Source organism: Halomonas organivorans, assembly GCF_014192055.1.
GTDB classification, from domain to species: Bacteria; Pseudomonadota; Gammaproteobacteria; order Pseudomonadales; family Halomonadaceae; genus Halomonas; species Halomonas organivorans.
Window position 1 is genome coordinate 221,077 of sequence record NZ_JACHXM010000005.1, and the last position, 17,794, is coordinate 238,870.

Annotated in this window: 15 protein-coding genes; 6 read left to right on the forward strand and 9 right to left on the reverse strand. The window is 67.5% G+C overall.

Features of this window, described 5'->3' with window-relative positions:
- The first annotated feature begins 345 nt into the window (after positions 1-345).
- Positions 346-810 carry a flavodoxin domain-containing protein gene (locus FHR96_RS07935; RefSeq protein WP_183387127.1) on the forward strand — a complete coding sequence of 155 codons (465 nt, stop codon included), beginning with the start codon at positions 346-348 and terminating at the stop codon, positions 808-810.
- A 1-nt stretch (position 811) separates the two neighbouring features.
- Positions 812-1,183: a hypothetical protein gene (locus tag FHR96_RS07940; RefSeq protein ID WP_183387128.1), complete on the forward strand. Its 372-nt coding sequence runs from the start codon at positions 812-814 to the stop codon at positions 1,181-1,183.
- A gap of 119 nt (positions 1,184-1,302) precedes the next feature.
- Here the strand turns inward: FHR96_RS07940 and ppnN are convergent, their stop codons facing one another.
- Positions 1,303-2,664, reverse strand: a complete 1,362-nt coding sequence (gene ppnN / locus FHR96_RS07945) for a nucleotide 5'-monophosphate nucleosidase PpnN (protein WP_221195740.1) — start codon at positions 2,662-2,664, stop codon at positions 1,303-1,305.
- A 154-nt stretch (positions 2,665-2,818) separates the two neighbouring features.
- Here ppnN and FHR96_RS07950 point away from each other — a divergent pair, with 154 nt between their 5' ends.
- Positions 2,819-3,787 (forward strand): LysR family transcriptional regulator, encoded by a 969-nt coding sequence (locus FHR96_RS07950; protein ID WP_183387129.1) that lies wholly within the window; start codon positions 2,819-2,821, stop codon positions 3,785-3,787.
- Positions 3,788-3,872: 85 nt separating this feature from the next.
- On the opposite strand, the gene gcvP is transcribed toward FHR96_RS07950, so the two are convergent.
- Together gcvP and gcvH are read right to left on the reverse strand one after the other, a co-directional pair.
- Complete coding sequence (gene gcvP / locus FHR96_RS07955; RefSeq protein WP_183387130.1) at positions 3,873-6,767, reverse strand: aminomethyl-transferring glycine dehydrogenase; 2,895 nt, start codon at positions 6,765-6,767, stop codon at positions 3,873-3,875.
- 75 nt (positions 6,768-6,842) lie between these two features.
- Complete coding sequence (gene gcvH / locus FHR96_RS07960) at positions 6,843-7,235, reverse strand: glycine cleavage system protein GcvH (RefSeq protein WP_183387131.1); 393 nt, start codon at positions 7,233-7,235, stop codon at positions 6,843-6,845.
- Positions 7,236-7,754: 519 nt separating this feature from the next.
- Here gcvH and FHR96_RS07965 point away from each other — a divergent pair.
- Together FHR96_RS07965 and gcvT are read left to right on the forward strand one after the other, a co-directional pair.
- Positions 7,755-9,131 carry an amino acid carrier protein gene (locus FHR96_RS07965; RefSeq protein ID WP_183387132.1) on the forward strand — a complete coding sequence of 459 codons (1,377 nt, stop codon included), beginning with the start codon at positions 7,755-7,757 and terminating at the stop codon, positions 9,129-9,131.
- 66 nt (positions 9,132-9,197) lie between these two features.
- Positions 9,198-10,307, forward strand: coding sequence for a glycine cleavage system aminomethyltransferase GcvT (gene gcvT / locus FHR96_RS07970; RefSeq protein WP_183387133.1), 1,110 nt, complete (start codon positions 9,198-9,200; stop codon positions 10,305-10,307).
- Between the two features lie 119 nt (positions 10,308-10,426).
- Here the strand turns inward: gcvT and FHR96_RS07975 are convergent, their stop codons facing one another.
- The gene (locus tag FHR96_RS07975; RefSeq protein WP_183387134.1) at positions 10,427-10,897 is read right to left on the reverse strand and encodes a MarR family winged helix-turn-helix transcriptional regulator; all 471 of its coding nucleotides are present in this window, start codon (positions 10,895-10,897) and stop codon (positions 10,427-10,429) included.
- Between the two features lie 392 nt (positions 10,898-11,289).
- Here FHR96_RS07975 and FHR96_RS07980 point away from each other — a divergent pair, with 392 nt between their 5' ends.
- Positions 11,290-13,179, forward strand: coding sequence for an FAD-dependent monooxygenase (locus tag FHR96_RS07980; RefSeq protein ID WP_183387135.1), 1,890 nt, complete (start codon positions 11,290-11,292; stop codon positions 13,177-13,179).
- An 82-nt stretch (positions 13,180-13,261) separates the two neighbouring features.
- Here FHR96_RS07980 and FHR96_RS07985 read toward each other — a convergent pair whose 3' ends face one another.
- The 5 genes from FHR96_RS07985 to FHR96_RS08005 all read right to left on the reverse strand — a co-directional run bounded on the left by FHR96_RS07985 (position 13,262) and on the right by FHR96_RS08005 (position 17,475).
- Positions 13,262-13,882: an alpha-ketoglutarate-dependent dioxygenase AlkB family protein gene (locus tag FHR96_RS07985; RefSeq protein ID WP_183387136.1), complete on the reverse strand. Its 621-nt coding sequence runs from the start codon at positions 13,880-13,882 to the stop codon at positions 13,262-13,264.
- A gap of 65 nt (positions 13,883-13,947) precedes the next feature.
- Positions 13,948-14,487, reverse strand: coding sequence for a phosphatase PAP2 family protein (locus FHR96_RS07990; protein WP_183387137.1), 540 nt, complete (start codon positions 14,485-14,487; stop codon positions 13,948-13,950).
- On the reverse strand, positions 14,459-15,616 hold the full coding sequence (locus FHR96_RS07995) for a glycosyltransferase family 4 protein (RefSeq protein ID WP_183387138.1): 1,158 nt from the start codon (positions 15,614-15,616) through the stop codon (positions 14,459-14,461). The genes FHR96_RS07990 and FHR96_RS07995 overlap by 29 nt, the downstream gene beginning before the upstream one ends.
- 132 nt (positions 15,617-15,748) lie before the next feature.
- On the reverse strand, positions 15,749-16,657 hold the full coding sequence (locus FHR96_RS08000; RefSeq protein WP_183387139.1) for a M23 family metallopeptidase: 909 nt from the start codon (positions 16,655-16,657) through the stop codon (positions 15,749-15,751).
- Positions 16,606-17,475 carry an acetyltransferase gene (locus FHR96_RS08005; RefSeq protein ID WP_183387140.1) on the reverse strand — a complete coding sequence of 290 codons (870 nt, stop codon included), beginning with the start codon at positions 17,473-17,475 and terminating at the stop codon, positions 16,606-16,608. The genes FHR96_RS08000 and FHR96_RS08005 overlap by 52 nt, the downstream gene beginning before the upstream one ends.
- Positions 17,476-17,794: the final 319 nt, after the last annotated feature.

Here is a 17,794-nt window from a genome sequence, read left to right on the forward strand (position 1 = left end):
TGCGCGATAGCGGTGGGCACGGGCGTGGCTTGCCACCGGAGGCGCCTGTCGGCGCCAATCGCTCAGACAACTGAGCTCCCACAGGGGGGAGTGCCACCGAACAGGCCTTCGTAGGAGCGCAGCTCCGCTGCGCGATAGCGGTGGGCACGGGCGTGGCTTGCCACCGGAGGCGCCTGTCGGCGCCAATCGCTCAGACAACTGAGCTCCCACAGGGGGGAGTGCCACCGGGCAGGCCTTCGTAGGAGCGCAGCTCCGCTGCGCGATAGCCCTGGGTCGAAGATGCGGCCGTGGCCGCGGCCATGTTAATATCCGAGTGAATTTCTCAGGAAAATCCACGATATATCCATGCCCAAGCTCAAGATCTTCGTTGGCACCATGTACGGCGGTGCGCTGGATGTCGCCGAGCAGGTCCAGCCACTGTTCGAGGACGCCGGCTACGCGGTCGAGATCCATGACCAGCCGACCCTGGACGATCTCGTCGACTCGCCCACCGACCTGGCGCTGTTCTGCGTGTCCACCACCGGCAGCGGCGACATTCCCGGCAACCTGGTGCCCTTCGTGCGCGACCTGGAGGCTCGGAGCCCGGGGCTCAACGAGCTACGCTACGGTCTGATCGCCCTGGGCGACAGCTCCTACGTCGATTCCTACTGCGGTGCCGGCCGTGCCCTGGACGAGACGCTGCAGGGCCAGGGGGCTACCCGCCTGGGCGAGCGACTGGAGATCGATGCCATGGAGACCTTCATGGCCGACGACGCGGCCGTGCCCTGGGTCGAGGAGTGGATCGCCAGCCAGCAGCTCAAGGTGGCCTGACATGGGCGCCACCTCGAGTCCGGAGCGGCTCAGCCTGCTGGTCGGGTTGGCGGTGATGATGGCGGCGACCCTGCCGCGCTATCTGGCCGGCGGCCACCAGACGCGGCTCACCCTGATCGTGATGGCGATCGTGGCGGTGCTCGGCGTGGCGCTGGCCCAGTGGCGGCTGCTGGCCGCCGAGGCCCGAGTACGCCTGCCGGCGCTGCTGCGCCGCCTGCTGGCCTGCCTGGCCCTGGGCCTGGTGGCGATGGCGGCCTGGCAGCTGGCCGTCGCCGGCTGGGGAGGCTGGGTGCTGCTCGCCTCCCACGGCACCACCCTGGGCCTGCTGCTGCATGCCGTGGGGCTATGGTGGAAGCCGGTGGCCGAGAGGTGAGTCGTTGGGGGTGAATGGTGAGCGCGCTTTGCGCTTGAGTATGAGTGAGTAGTGAGCGCCGCTTCGCGCCTTGTAAGTGGTAAGTGGCACCACTCACCACTCACCACTCACTTACGAATTCAGCCCAGCGTATAGCAGGGCTCGTACTCGCCGGCGAGCTTCATACGGCCCTGGGCGACGAACGAGTTCAGCAGCTCGTCGAGCTTGGCCATCAGCTCGGGTTCGGCGCTGAGGCGGAAGGGGCCGTGGGCCTCGATCAGCCTGATGCCGCGCTCCTTGACGTTGCCGGCGACGATCCCCGAGAAGGCCCGGCGCAGGTTGGCGGCGAGTTCGTGGACCGGCTGATTGCGGTGCAGGGCCAGGCCGGCCATCGACTCGTGGGTGGGCTCGAAGGGCGCCTGGAAATCGCGCGCCACGGTAAGCCGCCAGTTGTAGTAGAAGGCGTCCTGGCGGGCGCGGCGATACTCGGTGACGCCGTCGATGCCCTTGCGCATGGTGCGGGCTACCTCGATGGGGTCGTCGATAATGATGTCGTACAGCCGCCGTACCGACTCGCCTAGGGTGTAGACCAGGAACTCGTCGATGCGCCGGAAATAGTCGGCGGAATCGGCCGGGCCGGTCAGGATCACCGGCAGCTCCATATCGACGTTGTCCGGATGCAGCAGGATGCCCAGCAGGTAGAGGATCTCCTCGGCGGTGCCGACCCCGCCCGGGAACACGATGATGCCGTGGCCGAGACGCACGAAGGCCTCGAGGCGCTTCTCGATGTCCGGCATCACCACCAGCTCGTTGACGATCGGGTTGGGGGCCTCGGCGGCGATGATGCCGGGCTCCGACACGCCCAGGTAGCGGCCTTCATGGCGTCGCTGCTTGGCATGGGCGACGTTGGCGCCCTTCATCGGCCCCTTCATGGCCCCGGGGCCACAGCCGGTGCAGATGTCCAGCTCGCGCAGCCCCAGGTGGTAGCCGACGTGCTTGGTGTAGTCGTACTCCTCCCGGGAGATCGAGTGCCCGCCCCAGCAGACCACCATGCTCGGATCGCGGCTGGGCTTCAGGGTACCGGCCTTGCGCAGGATGTGGAAGACGGCGTTGGTGGTGCCCTCGCCGGTGGTCAGGTCGAAGCGGTCGTGGGTCTGGATCTCGTTGTAGACGTAGACGATGTCGCGCAGCACCGAGGAGAGGTGCTCGCGGATGCCGCGAATCATCTTGCCGTCGACGAAGGCTTCTGCCGGTGCATTGGTGAGCTTGAGCCGTACGCCACGATCCTGCTGGATGACCTCGATGTCGAAATCGGGATAGGTCTCCATCAGGGCCAGGCCGTCGTCGGTCGGGTTGCCGGAGTTGAGTACCGCCAGCGCGCAGCTGCGCAGCAGATCGTGCAGCCCGCTGCGGGAGGTGTCGTGCAGCCGGTTCACCTCGTGCTGGGAGAGAATCTCGAGGCTGCCTTCCGGAGAGATGATGCTGGAAATGGTATCGGCCATGCAGCGCGTCCGTGTCACTGAAGAAGGGAAGGGCGGCGATGCGCCGCCTGTCTCGATGCTATCACGCGACCGGCCGCGGCGCAGCGCTGCGGCGCCTCGGACGAGCTGATAGAATGAGGGCGCCCCGGTCCCCCTGGCCACGATGCGATCCGCCATGTTCAATGCCCAGTACTTCCGCACCTTCATCACTCTCGTCGAGACCGGCAGCTTCACCCGGACGGCGCAGCGCCTGGAAATGACCCAGCCCGGGGTCAGCCAGCACGTCCGCAAGCTGGAGCGCTACCTGGGCAAGTCGCTGATCGATCGCCAGGGGCGTCGTTTCGTCTTGACCGAGGCCGGGCGTCGCGCCTACGACTACGCCCTCAAGCTGTTCGCCGAGCATGAGCAGTTCCGCCACTCCCTGGACGACGAAAGCCTCGACAGCGGCGAGTGCCGGATTGCCTCGCCGGGCAGCGTGGGGCTGATGTTCTACCCCTTCATTCTCGGCCAGCAGCAGATGCATACCGGGCTGACGGTAAGCTACAGCTTTGCCTTCAACCACGAGATCGTCACCGACGTGCTGGCCGGCCGTCACGACCTTGGCATCGTCACCGAGGCGGTGCGCCACCCCGAGATCGACTGCGAGGCCTGGCATCAGGAGTCGCTGTGCCTGGTGGTGCCGGCGGACTTCTCCGGCACCGGGCTCGCCGACCTGATGGCGCTGGGCTTCATCGGCTATTCCGACGGCGTCAATCGGGCCGGGGGCATGCTGCGCCAGAACTTCCCCGGCGAATTCCGCTCGATGAGTCACTTCCCGCGCCAGGGTTTCACCAACGAGGTGAGCATGGTGCTCGACGCCGTGGCCCGCGGTCTCGGATTTACCGTGGTCTCCCGGCTGGTGCTCGAGACCTCGCCCTGGCAGCGCCAGGTCAAGGAACTGCCGCTGCCGAACCCGGTGCAGGAAACCCTTTACCTGATCAGCCGTCGCGGCATGCGCATGCCGCGACGCTACACTCGGCTGCTCGAGGCCTTCCGCGAGCATCGCCTGCACGAGCGCTACGGCCATGGCGAGCCGAGCCTGGGCGAGAGCGGCGAGCTGGGGCAGGGGCCCCTGGCTCAGGCCAGGGAGGAGAGGGCCGGGTAGCGGCGGCTGGACTGACGCCAAGCGCCGCCCACAATGCAATGCGCCCCGCCGGTTGGCGGGGCGCTTGTCGTTCAGGAGGAGGGGGTCACTCCCGGTAGGCGTCGATGCTCGGGCAGGAGCAGATCAGCTGCCGGTCGCCGAGCACGTTGTCGACCCGGTTCACGGCCGGCCAGTACTTGGCCGCCTTGACCGCCTCGGAGGGGAAGGCGCCCAGCTCGCGGGAGTAGGGGCGTTCCCAGCTCGCATCCATCAGGTCGGCCATGGTGTGCGGTGCGTTGACCAGCGGGTTGTCGTCGGCGGGCCACTCGCCGGCCTCGACCCGGGCCACTTCCTCGCGGATGGCGATCATGGCGTCGCAGAAGCGGTCCAGCTCGAACAGCGACTCCGATTCCGTGGGCTCGATCATCAGCGTGCCGGGCACCGGGAAGGACATGGTCGGCGCATGGAAGCCGTAGTCCATCAGGCGCTTGGCGATATCCTCCTCGCTGATGCCGGAGTCGGCCTTGAGCGGGCGAATGTCGATGATGCACTCGTGGGCCACGGTGCCGTTGGTGCCCTTGTAGAGCACCGGATAGTGGGCTTCCAGGCGCTTGGCGATGTAGTTGGCGCCGAGGATGGCCAGCTCGGTGGCCTCGCGCAGGCCGCGGGCGCCCATCATCTTGATGTAGGCCCAGGAGATCGGCAGGATCGAGGCGCTGCCGAAGGGCGCCGCCGAGACCGCGCCTGAGCCGGCTTCCACGCCGTCCAGCGGGCGCACCACGTGATTGGACACGTAGGGCGCCAGGTGCGCCTTGACGCCGATCGGGCCCATGCCCGGGCCGCCACCGCCGTGGGGGATGCAGAAGGTCTTGTGCAGGTTGAGGTGGCTGACGTCGCCGCCGAAGTCACCGGGCCGGGCCAGGCCGACCTGGGCGTTCATGTTGGCGCCGTCGATGTACACCTGGCCGCCATGCTGGTGGACGATCTCGCAGGCCTCGCGCACGCCCTCCTCGAACACCCCGTGGGTCGACGGATAGGTGAGCATGATCGCCGAGAGGTCATCGGCATGCTGCTCGGCCTTGGCGCGCAGGTCGGCGAGATCGATGTTGCCGGCCTCGTCGCACTCCACCACGACCACCTTCATGTGGGCCATGGCCGCCGAGGCCGGGTTGGTGCCGTGGGCGGAACTCGGGATCAGGCAGACGTCGCGATGCCCCTGGCCCTCGGCCTGCTGGTAGCGACGGATCGCCACCAGGCCGGCGTACTCGCCCTGGGCGCCGGAATTGGGCTGCATGGAGATATGGTCGTAGCCGGTGATTTCCACCAGGAAGTCGGCCAGTTCGTCGATGATCTGCTGGTAGCCGGCCACCTGGTCCTTGGGCGCGAAGGGGTGGATGCGCGCCAGCTCCGGCCAGGTGATGGGGATCATCTCGCTGGTGGCGTTGAGCTTCATGGTGCACGAGCCCAGCGGGATCATGGCGTGGGCCAGCGACAGGTCCTTGTTCTCTAGGCGCTTGAGGTAGCGCAGCATTTCCGTCTCGCTGTGATAGCGGCGGAAGGTCGGGTGGGTCAGGAAGTCGGATTCGCGGCGGCTGGCCGCGGGAATGCCGCTCTTGCCGGCCTCGACGATCTCGGCGTCGAGCGCGGCCACCGACTGGCCGTGTTCCTCATCGAGCAGTACGTCGAACAGCAGGTCCAGGTCGTGGGCGGTGGTGGTCTCGTCGAGGCTGACGCCGATGTCGCCGCCCTCGAAGTAGCGCAGGTTGACGTCATGGGCCATGGCGCGACCGTGGATCTTGCGCGCGTCGACGCCGGTCAGGCGCAGGGTGTCGAACCAGCTGTCGTGGACCAGGCTCACGCCGCAGCGGGTCAGGCCCTCGGCGAGGATGGTGGTCAAGCGGTGGATGCGCCCGGCGATGGTGCGCAGGCCCTCGGCGCCGTGGTAGACGGCGTAGAAGCCGGCGATGTTGGCCAGCAGCGCCTGGGCGGTACAGATGTTTGAGGTGGCCTTCTCGCGGCGGATGTGCTGCTCGCGGGTCTGCATGGCCATGCGCAGTGCGGTCTCGCCGCGACTGTCCTTGGAGACGCCGATGATGCGGCCCGGGATCGAGCGCTTGAGCTTGTCGGTGGTGGCGAAGAAGGCGGCATGGGGGCCGCCGAAGCCCATCGGCACGCCGAAGCGCTGGGCGCAGCCGACCACCATGTCGGCGCCCAGGGCGCCGGGCTCGCGCAGCAGCACCAGCGACATGATGTCGGCGGCCACGCAGGTCATGATGCCCTTGTCCTTGGCGGCCGCAAGCAGCGGCGCCAGGTCGTGGACCCGGCCGCTGTCGCCCGGGTACTGGAGCAGGGCGCCGAACACGTCGTGCTCGGCCACTTCCGCCGCCGGGGCGACGACCAGCTCGAAGTCGAAGTAATGGGCGCGGGTGCGCACCACGTCCAGCGTCTGCGGAAAGACGTCGTCGGCGACGAAGAAGGCGTTGGTCTTGGCCTTCTTGTTGGCGCGGCGACACAGCGCCATGGCCTCGGCGGCGGCGGTGGCCTCGTCGAGCAGCGACGCGTTGGCGAGGCTCATGCCGGTGAGGTCCATGACCATCTGCTGGAAGTTCAGCAACCCCTCCAGCCGGCCCTGGGAGATCTCCGGCTGGTAGGGCGTGTAGGCGGTGTACCAGCCGGGGTTTTCCAGCACGTTGCGCTGGATGACCGCCGGCAGGTGGGTGTCGTAGTAGCCCTGCCCGATGTAGCTCTTGGCCACGCGGTTCTGGCGGGCCAGGCGATAGAGGTAGTCCAGGGCCTCGGCCTCGCTGCGCGGCGGATCCAGGTCGAGTTCACGACCCAGTCGGATGCCGGCCGGCACCGTGCGTTCCAGCAGGCTGGCCAGGCTGTCCATGCCCAGTGTGTCCAGCATGGTGGCCACGTCGGAAGCCTCGGGGCCGTTGTGGCGGCGGATAAAGGCGTCATGGTTGGCCAGTTCGGCCAAGCGGCGAGTGTCGAAAGCCATGGAATACCCTATTGCGAAGTCGTCACCGGGGACGGGAAGGACGGGCCCGACGCTGGCGGGCCCGGCGGGCTGGGATCAGTCGTCGGCGTCGGCCACCGCCTGATAGGCGTCGGCGTCCAGCAGGTCGTTCAGGGCGCTGGCATCCTCGAGGCGCAGCTTCAGGATCCAGCCCTGCTCGTAGGGTGACTCGTTGAGGGTCTCGGGAGCGTCTTCCAGCTCCTCGTTGACCGCTACCACCTCGCCGGCGAGCGGGGCATACAGGTCGGAGGCGGCCTTGACCGATTCGACCACGCCGAACTCATCGCCCTTGGCCAGGGCGGTGCCTACTTCCGGCAGCTCGACGAAGACCACGTCGCCCAGCGACTGTTGAGCGTGATCGGTGATGCCGATGGTCACCGTGCCGTCGCCATTCTCGAGGATCCATTCATGGCTTTCGGCGTAGCGAAGATTGGCAGGGATAGCACTCATGGCATTTTCCTATACGAAAAAGGTTTTCTGATAACGGGGGCATCCTAACGCCCCCGACACCGTTTGGCGAGCCCCGTAGGGGCGAGAAGGCCGCCGCAAGGCGTCGTACCCTCCATAGCGTAGGCGTCTCGCGCGGCTCTTGCTCGCTCGCCGGCCTGTCATCCGCTCTGCGGGAACTCTCGGCCCCGCCGCCTCGCAGGTCGGCCAGTCCGCCGACGGGGCTTGCCCGGCCTCGAACGTGTCGCTAGAGTAGCCTGTGTTTCTTATAGGAAACAAGTTTCTTTGTTGGTCGTCTCGGGGCGCTCGTCGCCGCGGTGAGCCCGGTGCAGCGTGGTCGTCTATGCTTCGCACTGTGATGCTTCGTACTGCGACGGACGGCAATAGCCGAAATTTCCTATAGGAGACTAGAGCGCCAACGGAAGGATCCGCTATGGTACGCGGGTTCGTATCATCGGTGGTATCGCCCGCCCATGTGGCATGCACGTTGGTGCATAACAATAAGCTTTAGGGAGACAAGACGTGGAAACCTTGACCAATATCCTGTCAGCCATCGAGGGGGTCGTCTGGGGCCCGCTGATGCTGGTGCTGCTGCTGGGGGTCGGCCTCTACCTGCAGGCCGGCTTGAAAGTGTTGCCCATCCGCAAGCTGGGTATGGGCTTCAAGCTGCTGTGGCAGGGACGCAGCAGCGCCAAGGGCGATGAAAGCGAGGGTGAGGTATCGCCTTTCAACGCTCTGATGACCTCGCTGTCGGCGACCATCGGCACCGGCAATATCGCCGGTGTGGCAACCGCCATCTTCCTCGGCGGGCCGGGCGCGGTGTTCTGGATGTGGATCACCGCCCTGGTGGGCATGGCCACCAAGTTCTCCGAAGCCGTGCTCGCCGTGCGCTATCGTCAGGTCGACGAGGCCGGCGACCACGTCGGTGGCCCGATGTATTACATCCGCAACGGCCTCGGCAAGAAGTGGGCCTGGATGGGCGGCGCCTTCGCGCTGTTCGGTGCCGTGGCCGCCTTCGGCATCGGCAACACCGTGCAGTCCAACTCGGTGGCCGACGGCCTGGGCGAGTCCCTCGGGCTGCCGCACTGGATCACCGGCCTGGTGATCATGGTGCTGGCCGGCGCGGTCATCCTCGGCGGTATCAAGCGGATCGCCAAGGTGGCGGGCAAGCTGGTGCCGATCATGGCGGTGGCCTATATCGTCTGCGGCCTGCTGGTGCTGATCATCAACGCCGACCAGATCGGCCATGCCCTGGGCATGATCTTCGGCCACGCCTTCACGCCGATCTCGGCGGCGGGCGGCTTCGCCGGTGCGGCGGTGGCCAAGGCCATCCAGTTCGGCGTGGCGCGAGGCGTGTTCTCCAACGAGGCGGGCCTGGGCAGCGCCCCGATCGCCCACGCCGCGGCCCAGACCAAGAACCCGGTGCGCCAGGGCCTGATCGCCATGCTCGGTACCTTCATCGACACCATCGTGGTGTGCTCGATCACCGCCCTGGCGATCCTGACCACCGCCTGGACCTCCGGTGAGACCGGCGCCGCCCTGACCACCATGTCGTTCAACGAGGCGCTGCCCGGCATCGGCCAGTACGTGGTGTCCTTCGCCCTGGCGGTGTTCGCCTTCACCACCATCCTGGGCTGGGCCTTCTACGGCGAAAAGTGCTTCGAGTACCTGTTCGGCGTGGGCGCCATCAAGTACTACCGCGTGATCTACATCCTGGCGATCTTCGTTGGCTCGGTGCTGCCGCTCGGCTTCGTGTGGCTGCTGGCCAGCGTGTTCAACGCCATGATGGCGATTCCCAACCTGATCGCCCTGGCGCTGCTGTCGCCGGTGGTGTTCAAGCTGACCCGCGACTACTTCGACGGCAAGGAAGTGCTGCCCGGCGAAGAACTCAACAAGTGAGCCCTTGGCGGCCGGCCCTGGGCCGGCCGCCCAACCCGATTCCATGGGAAGAGCGATACGACACCGATGAACGAACCACGCAAGACCCCGCTTTACGACCTGCATCTCGAACTGGGTGGCAAGATGGTGCCCTTCGCCGGCTACAGCATGCCGGTCCAGTACGCGCTGGGGGTCAAGAAGGAACACGAGCATACCCGCCAGGCCTGTGGCCTGTTCGACGTCTCGCACATGGGCCAGGTGGTGCTGCGCGGCCCGCAAGCCGCCGAGGCGCTGGAGACCCTGGTGCCCGCCGACCTGGTGGGGCTGGGCGAGGGCATGCAGCGCTACGGCCTGTTCACCGCCGAAGACGGCGGCATCCTCGACGACCTGATGATCGTCAACGCCGGTGACCACCTCTACCTGGTGGTGAATGCCGCCTGCAAGGAGCAGGACATCGCGCATCTGCGCCGCGGGCTGCCCCATCACGAGATCGAGGTGCTGGATCGCGGCCTGCTGGCCCTGCAGGGGCCCAAGGCGGCAGAGGTCATGGCGCGGCTGTGCCCCGCGGCCTGCGAGATGGTCTTTATGCAGCATGGCAAGTTCACCATCGAGGGCATCGACGTGTGGATCAGCCGCAGCGGCTATACCGGGGAGGACGGCTTCGAGATCTCGGTGCCCGCCGAGCAGGCCGAGGCCCTGGCGCGACGCCTGCTCGCCGAGCAGGAGGTCGAGCCGATCGGCCTGGGGGCCCGCGACTCGCTGCGTCTCGAGGCCGGGCTATGCCTCTACGGCCACGATATCGACACCGGCACCACGCCGGTGGAAGGTGGGCTGATCTGGGCGATCGGCAAGCCGCGTCGCCGCGGCGGCGAGCGCCAGGGCGGTTTCCCGGGGGCCGACCTGATCCTGCATCAGGTGGCCGAGAAGGATCACCGTCGCAAGCGCGTGGGCCTGCTGGGCGAGGGGCGCGCCCCGGTGCGCGAAGGCGCCGAACTGTTCGATGCCGAAGGCCATGCCATCGGGGTGGTGACCTCCGGCGGCTTCGGCCCCAGCGTCGGCAAGCCGGTGGCGATGGGCTATGTGGTCATCGACCACGCGGCGGTCGACACCACCGTCTATGCCGAGGTGCGTGGCAAGCGCCTGCCGATGGTGGTGAGCAAGATGCCCTTCGTGACGCCCGGCTATTACCGCGGCTGACCTTATACCGTTATCTACCAAGGTCCGTGCCGACGGCCATCCAGATACCTGGGTGGCCGTTTTTTATTATTGGAATCAAAGGGTTGATAGTGTCTATCGGACGGTATCGAGGTTTCCCCTCAACCTGCCTGGCGCACCGGCACCCGGCTCAGGTGATTGTTCTCGTCGGCGATGCGTTGCAACAGCCGGCATAGCGTCTCCCGCTCGGCCTCGCTCAAGGGGGCCATGATCTCCTCCTGCACCTCGTCCACCGAAGGCTCGGCGGTGTGGCGCAGCCGTTGACCTTCCTCGGTCAGGGTGACCAGCATCGAGCGACGATCCTCCGGGTTGCGGCGCCGGGCGATCAGGCCGCGCTCCTCCAGCTTGCGGATCACCACCGCCACGGTATTGCGATCCAGCGCCGTATGGCCGCCGAGGGTGATCTGATCGCTGGGACCCAGTTCCTCGAGGGCACAGAGCAGGATGTACTGCAGCTGCGTCAGCTGGTAGGCCTCGCACTTGCGCAGGAAGATCGCGACGCTGATCTGGTGGCAGCGCCGCAGCAGGCTACCGGGAAAGCGGCTGGCGCTGGTGAAGGGAGCGGTGGTCATGTCATGGCGTCTCTTGGTAGTGAAGGCGTCAGGTGCAGCCTGGCGGCGGCCGCATCTCCACGGCAACGGCTGTCGGGGCAGGGGATACCGTAGCAGAGTCGACCCTGTCGGGCACCCGACGACGGCGGCCCGGGTGGCGAGCGAGGCACGCCGTCTGGCGGCTTCGGTGGCCAGGGCCGCTGTCGAAACCGCTCTTGGCCTCGCTGGCGCCAGTCGCCATCGAGCATGAATCCGCTGTGGTGTCGATAAAAGTCTAATTGTTCAGCGTGATATTAATCACAATACTGATCAATATCGTGGTGACGAGATAGCGACACCGCTGTCAGCGGCGCCATCGGTTTTCCCATCAACATTAACGAAACCCCGTAGCGCACGGGATGGAGAGCGAGCAGATGCAGTACTTCCTCGGTGGTTACCGCAGTGGCGACCCGCGGATTCAACCCGCGGCCGACGGTCGTGGCAACGGGCAGGGGCCGCTGCCTGACGAGGTGGACGTACTCATCGTCGGCACCGGCCCGGCCGGACTGCTGCTGGCGGCGCAGCTGTCGACTTTCCCCGATATCGTCACCCGCGTGGTGGAGAAGGCCGAGGGGCCCCTCGAGGTAGGCCGCGCCGATGGGGTGGCCTGCCGTACGGTGGAGATGTTCGAGGCCTTCGGCCTGGCCGAGCGGATGACCACCGAGGCCTACTGGATCAACGAGACCCACTTCTGGGGGCCGGATCCCGATGACCAGGCGCGCATCTCCCGGCTCGGCCGCGTGCAGGACGTGCGCGACGGCCTCTCCGAATTCCCGCATGTGATCGTCAACCAGGCCCGACTGCTCGACTTCCTGCTGGAGTACATGCACAACGCTCCCAGCCGCCTGCGGGTCGACTATCGTCATGAGACGCTCAAGGTGGACGTGCCCGAGGCCGCCGACGAGCGGGTGTCCGTCACCCTCGACACGCCCGACGGCGAGAAGACCGTGCGCGCAAGATACGTGGTCGGCTGCGACGGCGCACACAGCGTCGTGCGACAGTCCATCGGCCGGGTGCCGCAGGGCCACGGCGAGGACAAGGCCTGGGGCGTGATGGACGTGCTGGCGGTGACCGACTTCCCGGATATCCGCTTCAAGTGCACCATCCAGTCCGCCGATGCCGGCAACATCCTGCTGATTCCCCGCGAGGGCGGCTACATGGTCCGGCTGTACGTCGACATGGGCAGCATCGCGCCGGACGCCTGGCTGACCAAGGAGCAGGTGCTGGAGAAGGCTCAGGCGGTGCTGGCGCCGTACACCTTCGAGGTCAAGGAGACCGCCTGGTTCTCGGTGTATCGCGTCGGACACCGGGTCACCGACAAGTTCGACGATGTCGACGACGAGCGGATGGAAAGCCACACGCCTCGGGTGTTCATCGCCGGCGACGCCTGCCACACGCATACCGCCAAGGCCGGCCAGGGCATGAACGTGTCGATGCAGGACACCTTCAACCTGGGCTGGAAGCTGATCTCGGTGCTCGAGGGACGCAGCCCGGCCAGCCTGCTGCACACCTACAACGCCGAGCGCCACGTCATCGCGGAAAACCTGATCGAGATGGATACCCGCTGGTCGCGGGCGATCGGCGCCGCGCAGGATGCCGACGACCCCCAGGCATTGATGAAAGGCCTGGCCGAGGTGCAGCGCCAGTTCGTCACCAACAGCGAGTTCACCGCGGGGTTCGCCACCCACTACGCACCGGACCTGCTCACCGGTGACGATACCCACCTGGGCCTGGCCACTGGCTTCCCACCCGGGCGGCGCTTCCACTCTGCCGAGGTCATCCGCCTCGGCGATGCCAAGCAGGTCCATCTCGGCCACGTGCATCGCGCCGACGGTCGCTGGCGGCTCTATGCCTTCGCCGACATGGTCGACCCCAGAAGCTCGGGCTCTCGATTGAACAAGCTGATGGATTTCCTGGCCAGCGAGGCGTCACCGATTCGCCGCTTCACCCCCGAAGGGAGCGATCCGGACGCGGTCTTCGACGTGCATGCCATCATCCAGCAGTCCCACCTCGAGGTCGACTGGGCCGACATGCATGCCGTCGTCAAGCCGCACAAGGGGCCGCTCGGGCTCCAGGACTACCAGAAGGCCCATGCGCCGGTGCTCGGCACCGACCAGGACATCTTCGACTTGAGGGGCATCGATCGCGGGGCCGGCGCGCTGGTGGTGGTGCGCCCGGACCAGTATGTCTCGCTCGTGCTGCCGCTCGATGGCGTCGAGGAGCTCAGCGAGTTCTTCTCCCGCTTCATGGTGGAGCCGAGCTGATCGTGCGTCAGCGGGCCCTAGAGGCACTCAGTGGGAAGAGCCTTCAGCGTGACGTGAAGAGCCCTCAGCGTGATGTGAGCCTTCAGCGCGAAGAGACCCAGCGGAAGGTCAGGCTGATCCTGAGCTCCTGACGCCGACGCGGCAGCAGGGCATGCTCGAGCTCCGCCTGCACGCCCGGCCCCATCAGCAGCAGGCTGTCATGGGGCTGGTCGACGTTGAAGGCCGGAGCGCGGCGGTCCTTCCAGCGGAAGCGCAGCGGGCGGTCGGCGCCGAGGCTGACGGCGGCAATCAATGGCGCCTCGCCCAGCTCCGGCTCGTCGTCGCAGTGCCAGCCCATGCGCTCATCGCCGTCGGCGTAGCGGTTGAGCAACACGCTGTTGAAGCGCGCGTCGTGGCCCGCGGCGGCCAGTCTTGCGACGGCGGCGTCGCGGATGATCAAGACCGTAGGGTGCCAGGGATCCGGGGCGAAGTCTCGGCCCGAGTAACGGTAAGTGGCGTCGCCCATCCACACCTGTCGACGCGGAATGGGATGATCGCGCCCGTAGAGGCGCAGCACGGGGCGCTGCCAATCCAGCTCGGCGTCGAGTCGCGCCAGGGCATCATCGGCGGCCGGGCCGAGCAGGTCGGGAAATCGCTGCAGTGGCGGAGTCTCCAGCAGGCGCTCGCCGTCGCCGGGAGAACCCGCGGAAGTGAACAGATCCATCCACGCAGCGTGCCAGCGCCGGGCCCGATACGCCAGAGCGAGGCGCTAGGAGGCGCTAGCAAGCCTCAAGGCGTGAGTGCGAGGCTCGCCAGCGCCATGCCGTAGCCGATCGCGGCGCCGGCGGCCACGTCGCTGATGTAGTGCAGCCCGAGCCCGACCCGTGACACCGCGATCAGGGCGACCACCGGAATCAGCGACGGCAGCAGCCAGGGGGTGTGAGCCGCCACCAGGGTGCAGAACATCACCGCGTGCATGGTGTGCCCGCTGGGAAAGCTGTAGCGATCCCTGGCCGGTTCCTGGCAGGCGATGGTCGAGAAGGTGATGAAGGGCCGCTCGCGGCACAGCCGGGTCTTGACCAGCCGATAGAAGGCGATCGCCACCAACGCGGTGAGCGTGTATTGCAGGGCAATCCGCCAGCCCTCGCGGCCCTGCAGCCAGGGCTGGGCGGCGATCAGCGCCACCCACAGCGGCCAGTCGCCGGCCTTGCTGGCCAGGCGCAGCAGCCACAGCCAGGGGCGATGGATGCTGAACCCGGCCAGGCGCTGGCACAGGTGCCACTCGAGCAGGTCGAGGCGTTCAAACACCACAGGGGCGCGAGGCTTCATCGGACATCTCCCGGGCATGGGTGAGGGCGGCGAGAAAGTCGTCAGTGATGGCGGGCCAGCGATACTGCAGCGCTCGGTCGCGGGCGGCTCGGCCCAGACGGCCATAGCGGGCCGGCTGCTGGCACAGCGCGACGGCGGCTTCGCGGAAGCCGGCCTCGTCGCCGATGGCCAGCTGCACGCCGTTGGCATCATCGTCGATCAGTTCGGCCCCGGCGGCATGGCGGAAGGCAATCACCGCCAGGCCGCTGGCCATGGCCTCGAGCAGCACGTTGCCCCAGGTCTCGGAGATTGACGGGAAGACGAACAGGTCCGCGCTGGCGTAATGGCGGATCAAGTCGTCCGGCGAGACGAATCCGGTGAAATGGGCCTGGGGCAGGGCCCGCTCCAGCGCGGCACGGCCGGGGCCGTCGCCGACCACCACCAGCTTCATGTCCGGGCGGGCGTCGAGCATGGCAGCGAAAGTGTCGCGCAGCAGGTCGAGGTTCTTCTCCGGGGCCAGGCGGCCGACATACAGCGCCACCGGGTGATGAGGATCCGCGCCCCAGGCCTCGCGCAGGGCGGGGTCGCGATGCTCCGGCGAGAAGCGCGCGCCGTCGATGCCGCGGGCCATCACCTTTACGCGCTCGAAGCCCAGCGCCGTCAGGGTCCGCGCCTGGGCATGGGTCGGCACCAGGGTAGTGGCGCAGCGGTTGTGGAAGCGCCGCAGCCGCTGGGTGACCAGCGGACGCAGCCAGCCCACCCCGTAGTCGCGACAGTAGTGATCGAAATTGGTATGCCATCCGCTGACCACCGGAATGCCCAGCTTCTCGGCGACCGCCAGGGCGGACCAGCCCAGCGGCCCCTCGGTGGCCACGTAGACCGCGTCGGGGCGCTCGTCCTGCCACATCCGGCGGATCCGACGTGCGGCCGGCAGCCCCAGTCGCACTTCGCGGTAGCCCGGCACGGAAAACCCCTGGACCTGCAGTTCACGGCTCATTCCCTCGTCGCGATGCTGCCCGTCGACGGGGCATGGGCGAACCAGCTGCAGCGTGATGCCGCGCTGCCTCAGCTGGTCACTGAGCCGCGCCAGGGTATGGGCGACGCCGTTGATGTCGGGTGTCCAGGTTTCGCTGACCAGGCAGATGCGCATGACCGTCCTCGTGCCGTCGGAAGCCGGGATGGCTCCGTCAGCATCGAGAATGCCGAGGCCCGGTGACAGGCCTGAGACATCGGCATGACGCGGTGATGACAGTGGTTGAGAGCCATCGTTGTGAACGGCCGCTCAGCGCAGGATCGTGCGCGGGTCGATGGGCTTGCCGCCGTGGCGCATGTCGAACAGCAGGTCATGGCGCCCGGTGGCGGCATGCGGGCCCACGGTGCACAGCGGCGTGCCGCGACTCACGCGCTGGCCGCTGTCGACCAGCAGGGTGTCGCACAGCGCATAGACGCTCTGCAGATTGTCCGGATGGTGGACGATCACCACCCGGCCGAGTTGCCGCATGCTGCCGGCGAAGCGTACCTCGCCGTCGGCCACCGCCTTGGCCCGGGCGCCTTGCTGGGTCGCCAGCAGCATCGGCTGCAGGGTGCCGCGCGCGTCCTTGCCGAAATTGCGCGCGACCCGGTAATCGTCGAGCGGCCACGGCCAGTGCTTGGCGCTGCCGGGCACCGGGCCCGGGTCCGGTCGCGGTGCCGGGCGTGACGGCGTCGAGGAGGACGCGTGCTGGCGGCGGCTCGAGGACGCCGTCGCGCCGTGCAGCGGCACCGACACCAGCTGTCCGACGCGCAAGTCGGTCGGGGTGACCCCGGGGTTGGCCGAGGCGATGTTCACCGGCGAGGTGCCGAAGCGCCGGGCGATGGCACTGTAGGTATCGCCCGGCCGGACCTGGTAACGATAGGGGCCGCCGGACGGCGCCCGTTCGCGGCGGCTCGGCACCAGGATGCGCTGCCCCACGGCCAGGCCGCGCGGATCGACGCCGGGATTGAAGCGCCGTAGCCGCACCAGAGGGACATCGGCGCGCTTGGCGATCTCACCGAGCGTATCGCCGCGCTGGATGGTCACCCATTTGCCCGCCGGCGAGCCGTGCAGGGCAGAGGGGCCGGCACAGCCGGCCAGCAGGGTCATCAGCGACAGCAGTGCGATCAGAGCGAGTCGAGGCCGGCGTCCTTGGCCTGCCACAGGGCGTTGAGCCATGAGTGGAAGCGTTCCTTGTAGTCCGAGTCCTGGTGATAGTCGCCCTGGGTCATCCACTCGGGGACGGCGAGGCGACGGGCGCTGAGGTAGATAGTGCCTTCGCGGGCGCAGAGGAAATCCCAGAAGCTGGGATCTGGGCGCGAGTAGCGCAGCGTCACGTCGAGGATCCCTCCCAACCGGTCGCCGAGCAGGCCCAGGACCTGAGCGATACCGCCGGCACGAGGCGGCAGCAGGTGTTGGTAGGGGCTGTGCCGGGCCGCATGCTTGGCGGGCGTGAAGCGGGTGCCCTCGACGAAGTTGTAGATGGCGATCGGCCGCTCCCGCGCATGCTGGCACATGCGTTCGGTGGCCTCCTGATCGCGTCGGGCCAGGTGAGGATGGCGTTCGCGCTGCTCACGGGTCAAGCGGCGCAGCATCGGGAACTCCAGGGCCCAGAAGGCCAGCCCGACCACGGGAATCCAGATCAGTTGGCGTTTGACGAAGAAGTGCGGCATCGGCAGGCGACGATGCAGGGCCAGGAACAGCGCGAAGATATCGGTCCAGCTGCGATGGTTGGCCAGCACCAGCCACCATTCGTCACGGCTCAGCCCGTCGGGCAGGTCGAGGCGCAGATCGGGCCGGATCCAGTGGCGGATCCACCATAGATTGACACCGACCCAGCCCAGGGCCACGGCCTGGAGGCCACGCAGCACCCGGCGACGCAGCGGACGCCCCGGCGTCACCAGCTTGAGCAGCGTCAGCGCGATCAGGGGTACCGCCCAGATCAGGGTGTTGAGGGTCAGCAACAGCAGGCTGACGATCCCCCTGAGGGTCGACATGCCGATCTCCTTGGTGATGGCCGCAAAGCGACAATGCTAATGGATCGCGGCGGGGGTGCCCAGCGGTACGAGTCAACTGGCCCGTGCATTCTGGGGCTCTGAGGGGCGCTTTCGCGGGAGCGATCTTCAGATCGCGAAATGGCGCCGACAGGCGCCCCGGGTGGCAGGAAAAGCCTGTGCCCACCGCTATTCGCGCAGCGGAGCTGCGCTCCCACGCAAACCTGCCTGGGGGCTCCGACTTGCTGAGGGGGCTCTTCGTGGGAGATCAGCATGAAGCCGCTGCCGAGCCCAATGTGGCATGGTAAGAGCGCCCTTCGTG